At 41.3% G+C, this 17,483-nt stretch carries 18 protein-coding genes and 2 riboswitches; of the genes, 6 read left to right on the top strand and 12 right to left on the bottom strand.

Annotation, left to right across the window (positions count from 1 at the left end):
• Together V7K60_RS12450 and V7K60_RS12445 are read left to right on the top strand one after the other, a co-directional pair.
• On the top strand, nt 1-177 hold a 177-nt coding region (locus V7K60_RS12450), incomplete at its 5' end, for a high light inducible protein (RefSeq protein WP_334925893.1).
• 42 nt (nt 178-219) lie between these two features.
• Nucleotides 220-432 carry a high light inducible protein gene (locus tag V7K60_RS12445; protein ID WP_292778499.1) on the top strand — a complete coding sequence of 71 codons (213 nt, stop codon included), beginning with the start codon at nt 220-222 and terminating at the stop codon, nt 430-432.
• A 366-nt stretch (nt 433-798) separates the two neighbouring features.
• Here the strand turns inward: V7K60_RS12445 and V7K60_RS12440 are convergent, their stop codons facing one another.
• The 4 genes from V7K60_RS12440 to ntrB all read right to left on the bottom strand — a co-directional run bounded on the left by V7K60_RS12440 (nt 799) and on the right by ntrB (nt 5,100).
• Nucleotides 799-1,419: a universal stress protein gene (locus tag V7K60_RS12440; protein WP_334925892.1), complete on the bottom strand. Its 621-nt coding sequence runs from the start codon at nt 1,417-1,419 to the stop codon at nt 799-801.
• A 199-nt stretch (nt 1,420-1,618) separates the two neighbouring features.
• Nucleotides 1,619-1,817: riboswitch (cyclic di-AMP (ydaO/yuaA leader) on the bottom strand.
• Between the two features lie 16 nt (nt 1,818-1,833).
• A complete protein-coding gene (locus tag V7K60_RS12435; protein ID WP_334925890.1) occupies nt 1,834-2,670 on the bottom strand; it encodes an ABC transporter ATP-binding protein in 837 nt (278 codons plus the stop codon).
• A 50-nt stretch (nt 2,671-2,720) separates the two neighbouring features.
• Nucleotides 2,721-4,163, bottom strand: coding sequence for an ABC transporter substrate-binding protein (locus V7K60_RS12430; RefSeq protein WP_334925887.1), 1,443 nt, complete (start codon nt 4,161-4,163; stop codon nt 2,721-2,723).
• Nucleotides 4,164-4,248: 85 nt separating this feature from the next.
• Nucleotides 4,249-5,100: a nitrate ABC transporter permease gene (ntrB, locus tag V7K60_RS12425; protein WP_334925885.1), complete on the bottom strand. Its 852-nt coding sequence runs from the start codon at nt 5,098-5,100 to the stop codon at nt 4,249-4,251.
• 97 nt (nt 5,101-5,197) lie between these two features.
• Nucleotides 5,198-5,398, bottom strand: a riboswitch (cyclic di-AMP (ydaO/yuaA leader).
• Nucleotides 5,399-5,843: 445 nt separating this feature from the next.
• Here ntrB and V7K60_RS12420 point away from each other — a divergent pair.
• Nucleotides 5,844-7,034 carry a sensor histidine kinase gene (locus tag V7K60_RS12420; RefSeq protein WP_334925883.1) on the top strand — a complete coding sequence of 397 codons (1,191 nt, stop codon included), beginning with the start codon at nt 5,844-5,846 and terminating at the stop codon, nt 7,032-7,034.
• A 189-nt stretch (nt 7,035-7,223) separates the two neighbouring features.
• On the opposite strand, the gene V7K60_RS12415 is transcribed toward V7K60_RS12420, so the two are convergent.
• Nucleotides 7,224-8,534, bottom strand: coding sequence for an aminopeptidase P N-terminal domain-containing protein (locus tag V7K60_RS12415; RefSeq protein WP_334925881.1), 1,311 nt, complete (start codon nt 8,532-8,534; stop codon nt 7,224-7,226).
• Nucleotides 8,535-8,840: 306 nt separating this feature from the next.
• Here V7K60_RS12415 and V7K60_RS12410 point away from each other — a divergent pair, with 306 nt between their 5' ends.
• Together V7K60_RS12410 and V7K60_RS12405 are read left to right on the top strand one after the other, a co-directional pair.
• The gene (locus V7K60_RS12410) at nt 8,841-9,308 is read left to right on the top strand and encodes an NUDIX hydrolase (RefSeq protein ID WP_334925880.1); all 468 of its coding nucleotides are present in this window, start codon (nt 8,841-8,843) and stop codon (nt 9,306-9,308) included.
• A 517-nt stretch (nt 9,309-9,825) separates the two neighbouring features.
• Nucleotides 9,826-11,067: an FG-GAP repeat domain-containing protein gene (locus tag V7K60_RS12405; protein WP_334925878.1), complete on the top strand. Its 1,242-nt coding sequence runs from the start codon at nt 9,826-9,828 to the stop codon at nt 11,065-11,067.
• 77 nt (nt 11,068-11,144) lie between these two features.
• Here V7K60_RS12405 and V7K60_RS12400 read toward each other — a convergent pair whose 3' ends face one another.
• The 6 genes from V7K60_RS12400 to prfB all read right to left on the bottom strand — a co-directional run bounded on the left by V7K60_RS12400 (nt 11,145) and on the right by prfB (nt 15,415).
• Entirely contained in the window at nt 11,145-11,912 is a 768-nt protein-coding gene (locus tag V7K60_RS12400; RefSeq protein WP_334925876.1) for an MBL fold metallo-hydrolase, read from the bottom strand.
• A gap of 3 nt (nt 11,913-11,915) precedes the next feature.
• Nucleotides 11,916-12,515, bottom strand: coding sequence for an anthranilate synthase component II (locus V7K60_RS12395; RefSeq protein WP_334925874.1), 600 nt, complete (start codon nt 12,513-12,515; stop codon nt 11,916-11,918).
• A 315-nt stretch (nt 12,516-12,830) separates the two neighbouring features.
• Nucleotides 12,831-13,286: a diacylglycerol kinase family protein gene (locus V7K60_RS12390; RefSeq protein ID WP_334925872.1), complete on the bottom strand. Its 456-nt coding sequence runs from the start codon at nt 13,284-13,286 to the stop codon at nt 12,831-12,833.
• Between the two features lie 153 nt (nt 13,287-13,439).
• On the bottom strand, nt 13,440-13,967 hold the full coding sequence (gene ybeY, locus V7K60_RS12385; RefSeq protein WP_334925889.1) for an rRNA maturation RNase YbeY: 528 nt from the start codon (nt 13,965-13,967) through the stop codon (nt 13,440-13,442).
• 39 nt (nt 13,968-14,006) lie between these two features.
• Nucleotides 14,007-14,162 carry a DUF3285 domain-containing protein gene (locus V7K60_RS12380; RefSeq protein ID WP_104904774.1) on the bottom strand — a complete coding sequence of 52 codons (156 nt, stop codon included), beginning with the start codon at nt 14,160-14,162 and terminating at the stop codon, nt 14,007-14,009.
• 130 nt (nt 14,163-14,292) lie between these two features.
• Nucleotides 14,293-15,415 (bottom strand): peptide chain release factor 2 gene (prfB, locus tag V7K60_RS12375; protein ID WP_334925871.1). Its coding sequence is split into 2 segments (ribosomal slippage): nt 14,293-15,342 and nt 15,344-15,415, totalling 1,122 coding nucleotides; the frame shifts between segments, so codons are not numbered across the junction.
• 418 nt (nt 15,416-15,833) lie between these two features.
• Between prfB and V7K60_RS12370 the strand changes: the two genes are divergently transcribed.
• Nucleotides 15,834-16,247, top strand: a complete 414-nt coding sequence (locus V7K60_RS12370) for a hypothetical protein (RefSeq protein ID WP_334925869.1) — start codon at nt 15,834-15,836, stop codon at nt 16,245-16,247.
• 371 nt (nt 16,248-16,618) lie between these two features.
• On the opposite strand, the gene V7K60_RS12365 is transcribed toward V7K60_RS12370, so the two are convergent.
• Nucleotides 16,619-17,347: a Bax inhibitor-1/YccA family protein gene (locus tag V7K60_RS12365; protein ID WP_334925867.1), complete on the bottom strand. Its 729-nt coding sequence runs from the start codon at nt 17,345-17,347 to the stop codon at nt 16,619-16,621.
• Nucleotides 17,348-17,483 lie beyond the last annotated feature (136 nt).

The following is a 17,483-nucleotide window of genomic DNA, read 5'->3' as shown; positions in this document are numbered from 1 at the left end:
CCACCTGTTGCACCTGAATACAACGGCGTAGACCGTAATGCATTTTTGTTCGGTTTTACTCCCCAAGCCGAAATTTGGAATGGTCGCTTGGCAGCCATTGGATTTCTTGCCTATTTACTTTGGGATTTAGCTGGTTATAGCGTCCTGCGCGACGTTTTACATTTGATTGGCTATTAGAAATTAAACACTTAAAAAGCTACTAGATTTTGGAGAAAAAAAATGGCAATTAAAGAAACTCGTTCTTCTACTGATTTACCACCTGTTGCACCTGAATACAACGGCGTAGACCGTAATGCATTTTTGTTCGGTTTTACTCCCCAAGCCGAAATTTGGAATGGTCGCTTGGCAGCTATTGGATTTCTTGCCTATTTACTTTGGGATTTAGCTGGTTACAGCGTCTTGCGTGATGTATTGCACCTAATTGGCTACTAGTAGGTAGTCTGCCAATACAGTTCGGTTAAGCATCCCCTCGCCTACGGCGACCCCCTTTTTAAGGGGGTAAATAGGAGGAAAAGCCCTCCTTAAAAAAGGGAGGTTGGTGGGATCTGCGAGAGCCAAATATACTAACCGAACTGTATTGGGTACTCTGCTACAAGCATTATGACAGGTTAAAATAGTTTGTAGTAAGCACTTAAGTGCTTGCTACGACCCGATCAAAAATTTGAACAACTTGCTCTTTTACTGATTTACCAACTATTGCACCAGAATACAGTTTAATTGGTTGTATAGTAGTAAAAAAAGCCACCTAAAACTAGGTGGCTTTTCTATGATAAAAATTACTGAAATTTCCAACAGCGATTATTCATCAATACAACTGGGAATACCCAAAACAGCACAGGGAAAATTAAAACCTAAAGCTTCAATCATCGGATGATTGACAGAGTTGCAACCTAGAAATAAAATATCAGCAGCTTCTGATTTAACAACTTTGTTAAGTTCTGTGGCAATGGAGCCAAACCGCAGGTGAGATTTGAAGGAACCTTGCCATTCTTCAGCCAGACTTCGGGCTTGCCAAAGAATTATATCTGCTTGTTGTAGGGGAGTTATCACTGTCTGTAATTTGGGTTGAGTTAATACCTGGGTGACAGACTTTGATACTTCACTGACTTGACATTCCAATGAAGGCTGTTGTTGGGGAAAGCTTAAAATATTTGGATACTGACTGCTTTGATTATCTTCTACCACATAAACGGCTTGAACTGTAACTTCCGCATTAGTGGCTAAACGCGTTTGATGGGCAATCCAAAAAGCAATATCTAATGCCGTATGACTGTTAGGAGATGCGTCATAAGCAACAATTAGATTAACTGCTTTTGCTTTTTGAGGTTTTTTATAAAAAGGTTTGTTTGGTTCTGGCAGCAGTACCATTTGTTCAATTAAGTCATCTCGGCCTGTGGCACTTTGCAGACGTGCTAACATTGGCTTGATTTGCACAGCTTTACTTCTCCTAATGAAATGAATTAGCAATGAGAAGCAGGGCGACCAATTTAAGATTTTGGACTTGGGCTACGCTCAGTCGAACGATTTTGGATTTTAGATTGAGTGACGATAACCAAAATCTCAAATCTTAAATCAGTCAAGGAAACCCCAATAATAACTGTATTACAGCCAAAGTCTTGGGGGTTCCTTCCATTGCCTACGGAGTTAGCTGACGGGCTAAGACTGGAAGGTGTCTCTCTCTTAGGAGTGCTGAGTGGTGAGTGGTGAGTTAAAACTTTTTACTCTTAAATTGCAGCTCTCTGCAAGATTAGCCCCAAACATTGGTTCCTCCGTTCCAAATCCAGCTTTCATGAATTTGAATTAGGCTACCCACTAAAAAAATGATAATCTAATTTACTCGTCTTGAGCAAAATATCGATCAAGGAAATTTAAGGCATGGTTGCGGAGTTCAAAATACTCTTTTGAGTTTTGCATGGCGGCGCGATCGCGTGGACGCTCAAAAGGAACTTCTAAAATCTCCCCGATACTAGCAGCTGGGCCATTGGTCATCAAGACGATGCGATCGGACATATAAATTGCTTCGTCTACATCATGGGTAATCATCATCACTGCTTGACGATTATTTTCCCAAATATCCAATACCTGCTGCTCTAATTTGCCACGAGTTAGTGCATCTAATGCCCCAAAAGGCTCATCCATCAGCAACATTTTGGGACGAATTGCTAAGGCTCTGGCAATACCTACTCGTTGTTTCATACCTCCAGAAATTTCATTGGGATATTTGTCAGCCGCCGCCGTCAAGTTTACCATTGCCAAGTGTTGATTTACAATGCTAATTTTTTCAGCCCTCTTAGCATTGTTTAACACTTCGTCCACGGCTAAACGGATATTTTCTCGCACTGTTAACCAGGGTAACAGCGAATAGTTCTGAAATACCATCATCCTTTCTGCTCCCGGCTGACGAATTTCTTGCCCATCTAGCCTGACTGAGCCGGAAGTTGCTTTTTCTAAACCAGCTACTATTTTTATTAGAGTTGATTTCCCACAACCTGAGTGACCAATTACAGAAATATATTCATCTTCACCAATCGTAAGATTAACCCCATCTAAAACCACAAAGTTATCTTTATCAGGTGTCGGATAAGACTTGACTAAATTTTCAATTTCTAAAAATCCAGGGCGGGGCATAACTTCGGTCTGGGTATTAATAGGTAATGAGGTATATTCCATCATCAAATGCTCTGCAAATAGTTTAGTCAATCAAAATTTAAACTTGGGATTTAAGACATGAAAAAGCGAGTGGGAGCGTTAGCCCTGATGGCAAAACTATTCAGATAACCCACAGGATCACTGGGGTCGAAGCCTTTCTTATCTATAAATACTTCTGGTGGTTCGACCTTATAATCATCCTTGGGACATTCGATGCCCATTTCTGATGCTATCTCCCGATATAAATCTGTTCTCCAACCAAGTTCTGCAAGTTTATCGGCATTTTTGGGGAATTTATGAATTTGTCCCCACCGCGCTGCTTGTGTCATCAACCAGATACTTCTCGATCTCCATAAAAATGTTGAGTGTTCTCCTGGCTGTTTGGGAAGGTTGTCAGGAATATCGAAGAAAATCGTGGTGTCAGCGGCTTTGATGGTGCGGTCTTTGCCGTCAAAGCCGCCATAGTTATAGTTACCGAGAATTCCGGGACTTGTAAATTTTGCAATTGGAGCATTTTTCTTTTTGGGTCTAGCACCTGTAAAGGAACGTTCTGTAAGCAGTTCGGCTACTTCTTGACGATTTTCTACTTTGCTGCAATACTGGCAAGCTTCAATCATCGCTTTCACGAGGGAACGATAGGTTTTGGGATATTTGTCAATGAAAGATTCCATCACTCCCAATAAACGATCTGGGTGTCCTAGCCAGACTTCTTTGCCTTGTGCGAAGGTAAAGCCGATGTTTTCGTTACCTGTTATTGCTCGTGTATTCCAGGGTTCTGCAACCATATAAGCTTGCATAGCACCAATTCGCACGTTTGTTACCATTTGGGGAGGCGGAACGATGATGATCCGAAACTCTTTAAGTGGATCGACACCAGCGGCAGCAGATATGTAGCGAACAAAGTATTCGTAAATAGCGGAACTTAATACTACCGCCCAAACTTTGCCTTCTGGCGGCTGCTTATCAAAGTAGCCTCGGAAATCGCGCCCAAAGGCTTCTAAAGCGCCATCACCATATTGTTCTTGATACTCGTACCACGGGCGCAGCCCAAAATCCCACATGGCTTTGTTCATCGTCATGGCGTTACCGTGGCGATGAATGGTCATGGCTGCACACAAGGGGGCATGGCGTGCGCCTTCGGCACCAATTCTGGCGTTGGTAACTGCACCGGATACTACGGGTGAAGCATCCAAACGACCAAATATCAAACCGTCGCGGGAGGTAGCCCAACTGGCTTCACGGTTAAGTGTGACGTTCAAACCATATTTGCGGAAGAAGCCTTTTTTCCAGGCGATCGCAAATGGCGCACAATCATTAACGGGAACGTAACCAATGGTAAGGTCGGATTTTTCTAGGTCTTGGGATCTAACTACTGGTTGTACAGCTAAGGCTTCTTCAGTTAGTCCTTTGGCGGATCTATCTCCTGAAATCGCACAGGAAGATAACGCTATTCCGGTTGTGGTTGCTCCGATTCCTTTGATAAAGTCTCGTCGAGTCCAGTTATGATCACCCATTCTTGTAGCTCCATTGGTGATTAATTGCTCATTCTCCAGGCGCAGAGTTAATGAGTATATGGTGTCTTGGCAAGAAAAAGTTTAATCAATTAGAAGCTGTAGGACGGCGAGTTACTAATTCTTGGATTTTGCCCACGGCATAATCTAAAATTAACCCAGTTAAGCCAATTATGAACACAGCTAAAAAGACTGAACTTAGGTTTAAGCGACTCCATTCATCCCAGACAAAAAAGCCGATACCAATACCGCCTGTGAGCATTTCCACAGCGACAATTACTAGCCAAGCTATCCCTAAACTAATTCGTAAACCTGTAAAAATATACGGCAAGCTTGCAGGCCAAATTATTTTTGTAATTCGTCGCCAACGTGGCATTTCCAATACTTTTGCTACATCTAAATAATCTTGGGGAACGCTAGAAACTCCTAAGGCGGTATTAATAATTGTTGGCCATAAGGAAGTAATAAAGATGACGAAAATGGCGGAGGGATCTGCTAAGTTGAAAATTGCTAAGGCTATGGGTAGCCAAGCTAGAGGCGATACTGGTTTAAAAATTTGAATGATCGGATTAAGCGCTAGCATTGCCTGTCTGGACATGCCAATTACAAACCCTAGAGGAATCGCTACTACCGCACCTAATAAAAAGCCCAGTAATACTCGACGCAGACTTGCTATCAATAACCAACCAATTCCTAAGTTGCCTGGGCCTCTTTGGTAGAAGGGATTTAAGATGTAGTCTAGATTAGCGATTAACGCTTCTGGTGGGGTAGGCATCAATTCATGGTTGGCAAGTGCAATAATCCACCACAACACAATTATTCCCAAGAAACCCAATATAGGTAGAATAAAGACATCTTTGAGGATGACAGGTTTCGCTTTTTTCCAAGTTGCTTTTCCAGCGATCGCGGCGATCGCTGCTAAATTTAGTTGAAATATCATCTACGACCTCAACAGATTTAAGTGCAGGTACAAAAAAATCGAGCAGTACCAGCCTTGGACACCGATGAGATCGGAACATTATAAAAATGCCGTCTCTTCAGTCTCCTCTCAATGCCTACGAAGTTAGCTGACGGGCTAGGGCTGAGAGATGCCCTTCTAAAAAAAGTTATGATTTTTGAGTTGAATATTTACTAAAGTAACTTCTAACTCCTAACTTTCTCTGAGATACGCCCCACAATTTGGTTCCTCCGCTCCAACATCACGCCCTGCGAGCTGTTAGATTAGGCTGACTTACTCTAAGTAAATACTTAAGTTCTGTACATTCTAACATTGATATAAACAATATAACATAGATGGTACTTCAGTGAAAGTATCTGTCTGCTGATAGTTGTTGTTTCTTTTGTTATTTCAGTCGCCTGGCTAACCTAACTTTTCGCTAATCCAGAAAATTGATAATTTTAATTATCTTGTGAATCAAATCCTTACACAGTGGACTAGATAATTTTGTTAAGTCAAGTCACAAGGCTGTTAATTGCTAGACTTATACTGGTAAAATCAAGATATATATTATACTTCTTGATTTTTATGTGTGAGTATTAATGCCCATAAACAACCAAATCCTGTTAAATCTATTTATTTTGGTAGATGAAAAATATTACTAATTGTGGTAAAGCGCCACTATAGTCGCTAAACTATTTGGATATGGAAGTTTACTCATCTATCTTCTAGCTGAATTTAACATAATGGATTTTAGTCAAGTACTGGCTGAAAAAACGGATACCATCCTTGATAAATGGATTTTAGCGGTTCGTAGGGATAGACGGATTGAAAGTGCCGATGACTTATCTTATACAGCGGTAAAAGATCACATTCCTGATGTTTTGAAAGCTATGGTGACAGTGCTTTCAAAATCTCAAGAGAATGATATTCAATCAATGGTAACTGCCAGTTTTCAACATGGAGCGATTCGAGCCGAACAAGGTTTTGATCCAGCAGAAATTGCCAGAGAATATCATCTGTTGCGAACAGTAATATTTGATGCTCTACAACCAGATTTATTACAGGGAATCCCCTCAGAGATAATTCGTTCCATGCGTTTGATTGACGCTATTATAGACGAAGCGATCGCTCGATGTTTCAAGAGTTATGTTGAGGAACGCTTACGAGAATTACAACAGTTGCAAGCATCACTAACGCTTCATAATGAGGAACTCACGCGGCTAATTAGCGCTAATCAAGAGTATCTTTCCCAACTAGCCCACGAATTGAAACATCCTCTAACTTCCATTATTGGTTATTCGGATCTGTTTTTACGCCAACAACGACGAAAGACTGAGATTAAAGACAACTTTTCCAATTTAGAGCATATTGAGCGGGTACTACGTAATGGTAAACAGTTACTCCATCTAATCAATGATGTACTAGAACTTTCGCGCTATGAGGCTGGGCAGATAAAACTCCAATCAGCACCTACCGATGTGCGTGAATTAATTGATAATGTGTGTGAAATGTTGGAACCTTTAGCTACGGGAAAAAATTTACAAATCGTAGTCGATTGCGATCGCATACCTGAAAAATTAATCACAGATTCTTTTCAATTACAACAAATTGTTACAAATCTTATTAGTAATGCGATTCGTTATACAGAGTTGGGGACTATTATTATCATGTGTCAGGTGTTGGAGAACCAGAGATGGGCGATCGCAGTTTCTGACACTGGAGTTGGCATTACATCCGAAAACCAAGCCCAGATATTTGAACCTTACTTTCGTGTGAGTTATAGCGATCGTCCTTATCTTCCTGATAGTACCGGATTGGGGTTAGCGATCGTCTCGCGTTTAGTAAAACTATTGCAAGGTCAAATTAACCTAGCCTCACAGGTAGGCGTTGGTTCTACTTTTACTGTAATTTTTCCTTTAGAAGTGGGATTTTAAAAGCGACTGGAAGTCGCGGCTACACAAAGCTTAGTCCACCTTTCCTGCAGAACGCTACGCGAACGTGGACTAATACAAAATCAAGGGTTTTAAACCCACGCAGGTGAATTTTGTCTGTATAGCCGCGATTTCCAATCGCCGGGGCTTTACAAACATCCTCTTAGGGATGATGTCTACCATCCCCATTTTCTATCTTTCTATTTCATCTACTGCTTTGGGAACCCCCGCAGTTAACACCTCATGTCCCCCAGGTGTAACTAACACATCATCCTCAATCCGAATACCAATGCCAATCCATCGAGGATCAGTCTCTGGCTGGTCTTCTGCTAGTTTGGTATTTGGCACAATATATAGTCCTGGTTCCACTGTCAAAATTTGACCTGGTTGTAAAATCTGTGGTTTGTCTTCACCATGCTGGTAAACACCGACATCATGGACATCTAAACCTAACCAATGACTGGTGCGATGCATATAATATGGTTTATATTTCTCTTCTTCAATTAACTTATCAATTTCACCTTTGAGAATGCCAAGTTCGACTAAACCTTCTGTGAGAACGCGCACTGCTGTATCATGAACTAATTTGAAGGGATTACCTGGTTGTATTTGAGCGATCGCTTGTTTTTGTGCCTCCAAAACAATCTCATACAGCGTCTTTTGTTCTGGCGTAAATTTACCCCCCACAGGAAATGTCCGGGTAATATCGGAGTTGTAATAACCGTAAGCACAACCGGCATCAATTAACAGTAATTCTCCATCCTGCATTTGACGATTATTTTCAATGTAGTGCAGTACGCAAGCATTTACACCAGAAGCCACAATCGAAGGATAAGCAGGCCCTAAGCCACCCCGGACTCGAAAGATGCGTTCCATCTCCGCTTGTATTTCGTACTCATAACGTCCCGGTGCGGCGATTTCTTGGGCATAATTGTGTGCTTCAGTTGCGATCGCAGCTGCTTGACGCATCAATTCCAACTCAGCTTCGCTTTTAATTAATCTCATGCTGTTGAGGACAGGGCCAGTATCTTCAATAGCGATCGGCCCAGTACCGCGCTTCGGATAAGTCCGCAGTAAACTTTGGTAATGTCTCAGGATTTGGTCGTTAAAATTGCGATCGCGTCCTAAGTGATAATAAATCCGCCTGGCTTTTTCTAAATATTGCGGCAACTTTTCATCTAACTCGCTAATCGGGTACGCTTCATCAGCACCATAAATTTCCTTGGCTGCATCTACCCCACAAAGATAACCAGTCCATACTTCCTTTTCGCGATCCTTCGGTTGCACAAACAGCACAAACCGATGTTCTGAATGATGCGGCGCTAACACTGCTACTGCTCGTGGTTCATTAAAACCAGTTAAGTAAAAAAAATCACTATCTTGCCGATAAACATACTCGACATCATTGTGCATCACTGCCATTGGCGCACTGCGAAAAATGGCTGTACCATCACCAATTTTTGCCATTAACTGCTCGCGACGCTGCCGATATTCTGCTTGCATAGTTGATGTACTTCTAAAAGTATTGTGTTATTTGACACTTTTGGCAACTAGCAGATGCACAGATTATGCCTCTTAATAGTTGCTAATCTAAGTTATTCTAACCAATATTTGTTTCCACTCAAGTTAGAAATTATTGGAGAAAAATCAATTATCTCGAAAGACTCAGATCCCCGACTTCTTAAAGAAGTCGGGGATCTTGTTGTGATCGAATAATTTAGGATATTCCTGAAATAAAATAATTTTTAAAGGTTTATCTTATATAAATTCTGGTATTTCATAAATCTAACAACACACAGTATAAAAAATATGTCCACTCAACCCATAATAAAAAAAGCGATCGCTTACATAACCAAGAAAGATGAATTAATGGTATTTACACATACTGATTTTCCTGAAGCTGGTGTGCAAGTACCTGCTGGTACAGTTGAAGAAAGTGAGCAGCCATCTGATGCTGTACTGCGAGAAATTTATGAAGAATCTGGTGTTAAGGGAGTTCGTATTATTGAGTTATTGGGTATTTATCAATACAATATGACTCCCTATCGGAATGAAATTCAAGAACGTTATGTTTATCATCTCGAATTAACTCAGTCTACACCATCTACTTGGCGGCATTGGGAAACACATCCAAGTACCAGCAAAAACCCTATAGCCTTTGATTTTTATTGGGTTAAATTGGATAGCTCAAATTTAGGTCTAGCTGGTGGTCAAGGTTACTTTTTATCTAAGCTTGTTCACAAAATAAAAAATAGTGGATCTTCAGCCAATACTTAAGAAAGTGCCAATAAAATAAAGGCAAGATTATACAAATTTATTAGGAATAATCTAGCGATCGCTTCTATCTTAAGTAAATTGGTATAATTAAATATAAAATAAAATTCTAGTTTTTAGTTAAAGATTTATCGCTCAAAACAAAGATTATCAGGACTATCTAAGTTTAGAAAAAATATATGGCTATTGTGGATATTTTTATCTGACTGATTACCATTTAAAAATACCATTAGATTTTTGATACAACATTTAAATGTCAAAAAACCTAGATACAAATTATTTTTTATCTACAGATAATTATATATAAATTACAAAAAACATTTTGTAATTGCTTGTCTAGAACTTGAAAATTTTAGAATAATAGTTTATAACAAACAGATATTTATCTTCAATTAGTGACATTAATAAATAAAAAATAGTTATAAAGAAATATTGAAACCCAGGTAAATGTTATTTCGTTACAGAAAGAGATTGCTAAAAAAAGTTAAAAAAATATGACAGCCAATAATAAAAATTCACCATGCCTGCAAATTCAAATTCCTCACCCTTAGCTTTGAATACATCTCGATTGGTATCAGATTCTTTTGCAAAATCAGAAATCTTGACAACTTCTCTTAAGAGTTTAAATTATGATTTGGGGTTTGGAAATAAGAGTTCTTCACTAGCACTAGAAAGTGAACCAGTGACTGCACCTGTTAAAACGTCAGCAAATCCCAATCCTAATCCTTACTTAACTAGTGCAGCGATTACTCCTGACTTTAACGGTGATGGTAAAACAGACAAAGTTTGGGTCAATTCTTCAACTGGTGAGATTATCATTCGGTTGATGGATGGAACAAAAGTTGTCGAACAGGGTTCTTTGGGTCAATTTGACCTATCCGCCTATGATTACAAAATTGCTGACTTCAATGCTGATGGCAAAACCGACTTCTTATTACGCAATAAGACAACCGGTGAGAATAGCGTCGTCCTGATGGATGGAACCAAAGTTGGTAGTGCGGCTGCTCTAAGTAGCGTTGATCCAGCCTGGACTCCTCAGATTGGAGATTTCAACGGCGATCGCAAAACCGATATTTTCTGGCATAATGGCACAACTGGCGAGAATGCTATCTGGGAGATGGATGGTAGTACAGTTCTGAATGCAACTGTTCTAGACACTACAAACACAGCACTAACTCCTACCATTGTTGATTTCGACGGCAATGGTAAGAGTGACATCTTCTGGCGCGATCAGACAACAGGCGATAACACAGCTTGGTTTATGGATGGTACGCAAAAGACTGAATTGGCGCTGCAATCACAAGATCCCGCCTGGACTCCTACCCTTGGTGATTTCAACGGCGACTATAAGACTGATATTTTGTGGAGAAACGCTCAAACCGGTGAGAACAAGGTTTGGACGATAAATGGTATCTTAGTCACAGAGGGTGCTTTGGGCACACTTGACTCATCCTGGACTTCCAAAATTGGTGACTTCAACGGTGATGGCAAGACTGATATCTTCTGGCACAATGGAACTACAGGTGCGAACACCGCTTGGTTGATGGATGGCACAACAGTTGCGACTGAAGCTTTCTTACCAGCTAATAACGCGGCCTTGACACCATCCCTTGGCGATTTCAACGGCGATGGCAAAACTGATATCTACTGGCGCGATCAGACAGCAGGTACAGACAACATTTGGACTATAAATGAAACGACAGCAGTTGAGACTCCTATCAGCGACGCAGATAAGCTGACCGGAGAATGGTATACGTTCTAAAATCAGAATTTAGAAAGTGGAGGCAGGAGTCATTATTCTCCCCCTGCTTCCCCTGCTTCTTTCCCAGTCCCCTTTATTCAAAATTTGTAACTCAAAACCTGAATTTCCCCCTTTTCCGGCAATTTACCAGGGCTAATGGAAATACTATCTCCATTGCTACGCTGCACTGTCATACCTTGCATCAAGGTCAGAAAATTATCCAGTGGCGAAAGATCGCACTTAGCAGCATCAGCCGCTTGTGTACGGTAATGAGTCGGAATCACCAACTTAGGATTTAATATTTGAACAGCCTGCTTTGCTTCCTCAGCATTGTAGGCTTTTGCACTGCCTCCCACTGGAATAAATGCCACATCGGGACGCCCCATCAAGATTTTTTGCTCAATGGAAATGGGTGCAGCGGCTCCACCTAAGTGTAAGATATTAATTCCGCCTTGCTTCCAACTCCAAGCAGTATTTGATCCAAACTGCTTACCACCTTTGCGATCGTGGTCTATGGCAACTCCTTGGAATTTAATGCCTTTAAACTCATAAACTCCTGGTTCATAGATGAGTTTTGCATTTCCCGGTAGTACATCCACAGCACCTTCATCTAGTAGTTGGCTGCTAATCAGTACCAAATCTGCTGCAACTTTTGGGGGACGATACCCAGCAGTACAGCCGACCGTCCGAAACGGATTGACGAGAACTTTCGCACCACCACCAGTAAAAAGAAAGCAAGTATGACCCAACCACTTAACTGATAAACCGCTAGATTGTGCGTCAGCTTGAGATTCAGAACCCAAGGTAGTAACCAAAGCTGTTACCAACCCCGCCCCAGCATAGCCCATCAACTGTCGTCGTTTCATTAATTATGCTCTTGACTGTAACTGTTCCAGAAAATTTCGCAATAACTGTTTTCCTGAAGATGTCAGGACACTCTCTGGGTGAAACTGGACGCCCTGAATGTGAGGATAGTTCCGGTGTCGCACTCCCATAATGGTGTTATCATCAACCCAAGCGGTGACTTCTAACACATCGGGGCAAGTTTCACGTTCGATTACCAAACTATGATACCTGGTGGCGGTTAGAGGACTTTTTAATCCCCGGAAAACCCCCACTCCAGTGTGAGACACCTGAGAAGTTTTGCCATGCATCAACTCTGGAGCAGGAATTATTTTACCACCGAACACTTGACCAATGCTTTGATGTCCCAAACAAACACCCAAAATTGGTAACTCTTGTCCTAGTTGTTCAATCAATTCTAAAGAAATGCCGGCATCTTCCGGGCGACCAGGCCCAGGAGAAATAACCACAGCTTCCGGCTTTAATGCCCGAATCTCATCTATGGATATCTTGTCGTTACGGAAAACTTTAATATCATCTGCGACTGGGAATTCTGCTGCCAATTCTCCCAGATACTGCACTAAGTTATATGTAAAACTGTCGTAATTGTCGATAACTATAATCAAAGATTATCACTCCTGGTTTTACCACTCATCAGTTGCAAAAAGCATAGATAAGTATCTCATGCTATTTGTTCGCTAGGTGTAAAAATAACGCTAACGTGGACGCGTAAGTATAAAGCGGCTACTCTGCGGCTACTTCCTAAAGATTAGCAAGTGATCCTTTAGCCAGGATGCTTGGCACGTAGGCGTAGCCCGTTGTAGACATCGCACTACTTAAATTTTGAATATATTTTGCAAAGGGGATTCGGACAGAGTGTGATTCTCTTAATGAGTTACTTAGTGATGCCTGCGGTAAATGCTCGCCTACGCAAATCACCTCTACAAAGCCGATATAATTAACGTTACCAGAGGAGGGAGCAATAGCGTACCTGCTACTAACATCGCTACGAAAGCAGAGACAAGCACTGCACCAGCCGCACAATCTTTAGCAATTTTTGCCAACTCATGGTATGTCTGCTTAACGGTTAAGTCCACAACGGACTCGATCGCTGTATTTAGTAACTCTAATGCCAAAACTAAACCACTAGTTATACCAATTACCGCTATTTCCACCGCTTGCAGATGCAAAAAAACGCTTAAAGCGATCGCTAAAGCACAAACACTTACGTGGATGCGAAAATTACGTTGAGTTTGAAAACTATAGCTGATTCCAGCCCAGGCATATTTAAAACTAACAAATAAATTAGAGGCTACTTTCCAGGAGAATTCCCGTTCGTTAGACACTAGTGTTTGTAACGAGGTAGGCGTTGGTGATGAAGAAATTTTTTGGGACATAGACTTAAAAACACAAGAACAGAGTTGCTACAGTGGGAACATTCGCCGATCTTAATGGCAGAATTAACTTTGAGGCAATCTTTAGGCAATTTTCCACAGAAGTATTATAAAAGTATTACCCAAAATTGACATTAAGAGATACATCAGCTACCGCTATTCCATGTCAATAGCAATACCTATTGCATTCAGCAATCTCACTTGCTGTTTTAACATTCGCTCCAAACTTTTTTCATCAGGATGATCCCAGCCCAACAGATGCAATAAACCGTGAGCAGTTAACCAGGCTAGCTCAGTTGGTAAGCTATGTTCCTGTTGTTGAGCTTGGCGTTGTGCTGTATCTACAGACACAATAATGTCACCTAAGTATAATGGTACAGAGGCAAGCATTTCTTTGCTTTGAGGAAAGTCCACCTCTAAAGCAGCAAAGGCTAAAACGTCTGTCGGCTTATTTTGCTGACGATATTGAGCATTCAGTTCTTGAATTTGTAAGTCATCTGTCAAACGCAGCCCGATTTCATAACTTGGCGCTGGTGGAATCTGAGGCTGAAGAATTTCCAGCCAGTGATTAAACCAGTTTTCCCAAGTTTCAGGAGTAATTCGGGCATTAATTTCGTCAATCTTTACAGATGTTGTCCAGGACAACTCATAAAAATACTCCTCCACATATAGTTCAACTCTCAGGGGCACACAGTCTCCTTATCTGAGGTTTACAATTTATCGTTAGTGAGTGAGGTAAGCAAGACCAACAAGCAGAGCTAAAAGCCCTACAGCAGTCAATGCAAAATGCTTTAGGGAAGTTCCACCCTTCCGCACCATGTTTCGCATGGCGAGTTTGACGTAGCTAGGTTGAGGTTCTGTTGAAGGAGAGTTACTCATAGTTATTTATCTACAGACTCTTTTATAACTGTAACAGTTGGTCTGGGATAGAATTGTGATCGCCCATATATTGCTAAGGCGTTTCTCAGTAAAACGCCTTAGCAATCGGGATGTTATGTAATGAATGCCTCTATGCCGGAGTGTTTTCTACTAGTTTATTTTCTTGACGCAGATAAGCTTGGATGAATGTATCAAGTTCGCCATTCATCACATCACCAATTGCTGTTGTTTCCGTGTTTGTACGCAAATCTTTCACCATTTGATAAGGGTGAAACACATAGTTACGGATTTGGTTTCCCCAAGAAGCTTCCACCATATCGCCACGAATTTCGGCAATTTCTTGGGCACGTTGCTCTTTAGCGATGACCAACAGCTTTGCTTTGAGACGATTTAGGGCTTTTTCTTTATTTTGCAGCTGTGATCGCTCCTCTGTACAGCGCACGGCAAGACCCGTGGGAAGGTGAACAATCCGTACCGCAGTTTCTACTTTGTTGACATTCTGCCCACCTTTACCACCAGAGCGAGTTGTGGTGATTTCCAAATCCTTGTCTGGAATATCCAATTGCACAGAGTTATCAATCTGTGGCATCACTTCTATCCCGGCAAAACTGGTTTGTCGCTTACCGTTAGCATTAAAAGGTGAAATCCGCACTAAGCGATGTGTACCCATTTCTGAACGCAAGTAACCATAAGCATAGCGACCGGTAATTTCTAGGGTTGCCGATTTAATTCCGGCTTCATCACCCTCCGACTCTTCAGCTAAAGTTACCTTATAGCCGTGAGCTTCGCCCCAACGGGTGTACATCCGCATCAGCATAAATGCCCAGTCTTGAGCATCTGTGCCACCAGCACCAGCACTAATCGTCAGTACAGCACCTTCCGCATCATAGGGACCAGAAAGTAACTGTTGTAACTCCCACTGGTCAAGGTCACGATTCATCTTGGTGATGGTAGATTCTGCTTCTTGGAGTAGTGCCTCATCGGTTTCTAACTCCAATAATTCAACAACTGCCTTAGTATCTTCCAGATTGGCGTGCCAGCGATCATATTGCTGAAGATGGGCTTTCAGGTCGTTGAGTTCTTGCAGGGTTTGTTGGGCCTGGGTTTGGTCATTCCAGAATTCTGGCTGTGATGATATTTTTTCGAGGTCTTGAATTTTGGCTGTCAGTGCAGGTACGTCAAAGATAGTCCTGGGTTTTACCCAGGCGGCCAGACAACGTTTCGATTTCGCGTTTGAGTTCTAAGACTTCCATAGTGCTTGCTGAATGATAGATAGAGCGCTTTAGATTGGAAAATCGCTCTTTATTTCTACTTATGTTTATTAATTTTAGCTGTAGTTGAGCAATTTATCTATCTCCGCACTACTTAATATAAGTTACAAAAATTACTTGAAATTATCAAGCGCTTCTTTGTCCACTGAAGTAGTGTAATTTAGCTGTTGCCGGGTTCGGGCAGTAATTTTTGTATTTCAAATGTTTCAAGTTCTTGCTGGAGCTGGGTAAGGTTGGTTTGCGTCTCTGACAACAATTCCTCATCAGCAGATAATTATGGAATTGCATCAGAAATCCGGTTATTTAAAGATGTAGAACATTTTGTCAGCATAAAACTTGCAAAATCGTGAAGCGAAAATTATTTAATGTAATTACTCTCTTGGCAACATCTACAAATCCTATGAAATCTGCAAAAATAGCACTGTTTATCGTTATATCAGTTCTCGTTAGTGGGTTTTTTGCCTGGATAGCTCGAGGTGAGTACGATAAGCACTTCATGATGGATGGATACTTCCACGTAGTGAGCAATGCTAATCAGGATCATGAAGTAATTCTCGGATTTCCTTCCCAGAAACAGATTAACTTTAGCCTGAAAAAAGGTGGCTCATTGGACTTCAAGCTAGATGACACCGGAGAGGGATCTATTACTGTTTCTATTGATGGCAAAGTCAGGGATCAAATCGGATATGTTACATCCATGAATAATATTATGCTTCTTGTGGTTGGCGATGAACAAACAGAATTTTCTCAGATATTCCCATCACTTGTCACCGAACAAGGCATCACAGCGAATGCGGACAAGCCGCGCCGATGAGATTTCTAAAGTTTAGACTAAGCAATGCAAAACGACCCAGCACTCCTGAGTTAATCAGAGACTGGCTGAAAGTACAGGGCGACCGCATAATTTCAACAAAAGGATTTTATTCTCAATAAATTTAAAAATAGTCGCATTAATAGCTTCTTATTGACACTGGATTAGCGTAGGTGTAGCCCGTCGTAGACATCACTTTAAGTTTGGTAAACTAAACCAAACGAGAAATGCTGATTTTTTCGTTGGTTCTTAACGTTGGTTGTGATCAAGAGTAATTTAGATGCGTTTAAAGCGATGAAAAAAACCGTGGTTGCTGAAATTTAACCACGGTTTTTACTTAATGAAACTTTACTTTTGTTAGTGCCTACAGGCAATTAATCGCGGCCATTGATGGCAATTAGCAACCGCAAGATAAAGACAAACAAGTTGATGTAAGTAAGGTACATCGACAAAGCAGCAGGCAGATATTGGTCATCGCTGTAAGTGCGGGGCAAGATGTAGAAATCAACAACAGAAACCCCAACAAACAGAAACACCCCCAAACCAGAAATGGCAATTTCTAACCAATTTGGCGTGTAAATACCAAACATGGCAAAGCCGAATTGGGCTAAACACACAACCACTAAGGCAATGACACCGAGATTGATGGTTTTCGTCAAAGCCATGCCGTCTTGTTCAGAAAGATTTGAACCAATTTGACGGGCAGCAATAAAGGTGACACCACAACCAAGCGCAGCCAACCCAATGCCCTGAATACCAACACCTTGGGATCTCAAGGCGACAAATACCAAGCCACTGAGGGTATATCCAGACAAGAGGCTGTAGGTTGCCAACAGGGGTAATGCAAGACCCTTATTACCTTTTTGAGCAACATTTTGGGCAACAAAGAACAAAATTAACTCCAAAATTACCGCACCAATGAAGGTAGGAAAGAATATTTCGGGGTTAGTACGGATAACTCCCAAACCGCCGTAGGTTCCTAATGCCGTTAGCACTAATCCACCACCGACGTAGGGGAGGGCATTGGCAATCACGTTTGGGCCAACCAGGGCGTGAGATTTAGCCTCACGGATAGCTTCACGAAAATTACTGGTATTGCTCATATTGAAAAACTGTTTTTTAGGAAAACGTTCTGCTTATTCCTATTCTTACCAATCTTTGGGGCTAACAGCCAAGGATTAAATAGGTTTGCCAAATCTGAAGGGGGGGTTTGTTGTTAAAAATTAGAGTCCTCAGTCT

Source organism: Nostoc sp., assembly GCF_036917555.1.
GTDB lineage: Bacteria > Cyanobacteriota > Cyanobacteriia > Cyanobacteriales > Nostocaceae > Nostoc.
The sequence above is the reverse complement of the archived record's forward strand: the minus strand, read 5'-3'. Positions and strand labels throughout refer to the sequence as shown.

Excerpts from the sequence above, each read along its gene's own strand:
- V7K60_RS12445 (WP_292778499.1), top strand. The coding sequence starts at position 220 with ATGGCAATTAAAGAAACTCGTTCTTCTACTGATTTACCACCTGTTGCA.
- V7K60_RS12440 (WP_334925892.1), bottom strand. The coding sequence starts at position 1,419 with ATGTTAGCACGTCTGCAAAGTGCCACAGGCCGAGATGACTTAATTGAA.
- V7K60_RS12435 (WP_334925890.1), bottom strand. The coding sequence starts at position 2,670 with ATGGAATATACCTCATTACCTATTAATACCCAGACCGAAGTTATGCCC.
- V7K60_RS12430 (WP_334925887.1), bottom strand. The coding sequence starts at position 4,163 with ATGGGTGATCATAACTGGACTCGACGAGACTTTATCAAAGGAATCGGA.
- ntrB (WP_334925885.1), bottom strand. The coding sequence starts at position 5,100 with ATGATATTTCAACTAAATTTAGCAGCGATCGCCGCGATCGCTGGAAAA.
- V7K60_RS12420 (WP_334925883.1), top strand. The coding sequence starts at position 5,844 with ATGGATTTTAGTCAAGTACTGGCTGAAAAAACGGATACCATCCTTGAT.
- V7K60_RS12415 (WP_334925881.1), bottom strand. The coding sequence starts at position 8,534 with ATGCAAGCAGAATATCGGCAGCGTCGCGAGCAGTTAATGGCAAAAATT.
- V7K60_RS12410 (WP_334925880.1), top strand. The coding sequence starts at position 8,841 with ATGTCCACTCAACCCATAATAAAAAAAGCGATCGCTTACATAACCAAG.
- V7K60_RS12405 (WP_334925878.1), top strand. The coding sequence starts at position 9,826 with ATGCCTGCAAATTCAAATTCCTCACCCTTAGCTTTGAATACATCTCGA.
- V7K60_RS12400 (WP_334925876.1), bottom strand. The coding sequence starts at position 11,912 with ATGAAACGACGACAGTTGATGGGCTATGCTGGGGCGGGGTTGGTAACA.
- V7K60_RS12390 (WP_334925872.1), bottom strand. The coding sequence starts at position 13,286 with ATGTCCCAAAAAATTTCTTCATCACCAACGCCTACCTCGTTACAAACA.
- V7K60_RS12380 (WP_104904774.1), bottom strand. The coding sequence starts at position 14,162 with ATGAGTAACTCTCCTTCAACAGAACCTCAACCTAGCTACGTCAAACTC.
- V7K60_RS12370 (WP_334925869.1), top strand. The coding sequence starts at position 15,834 with ATGAAATCTGCAAAAATAGCACTGTTTATCGTTATATCAGTTCTCGTT.
- V7K60_RS12365 (WP_334925867.1), bottom strand. The coding sequence starts at position 17,347 with ATGAGCAATACCAGTAATTTTCGTGAAGCTATCCGTGAGGCTAAATCT.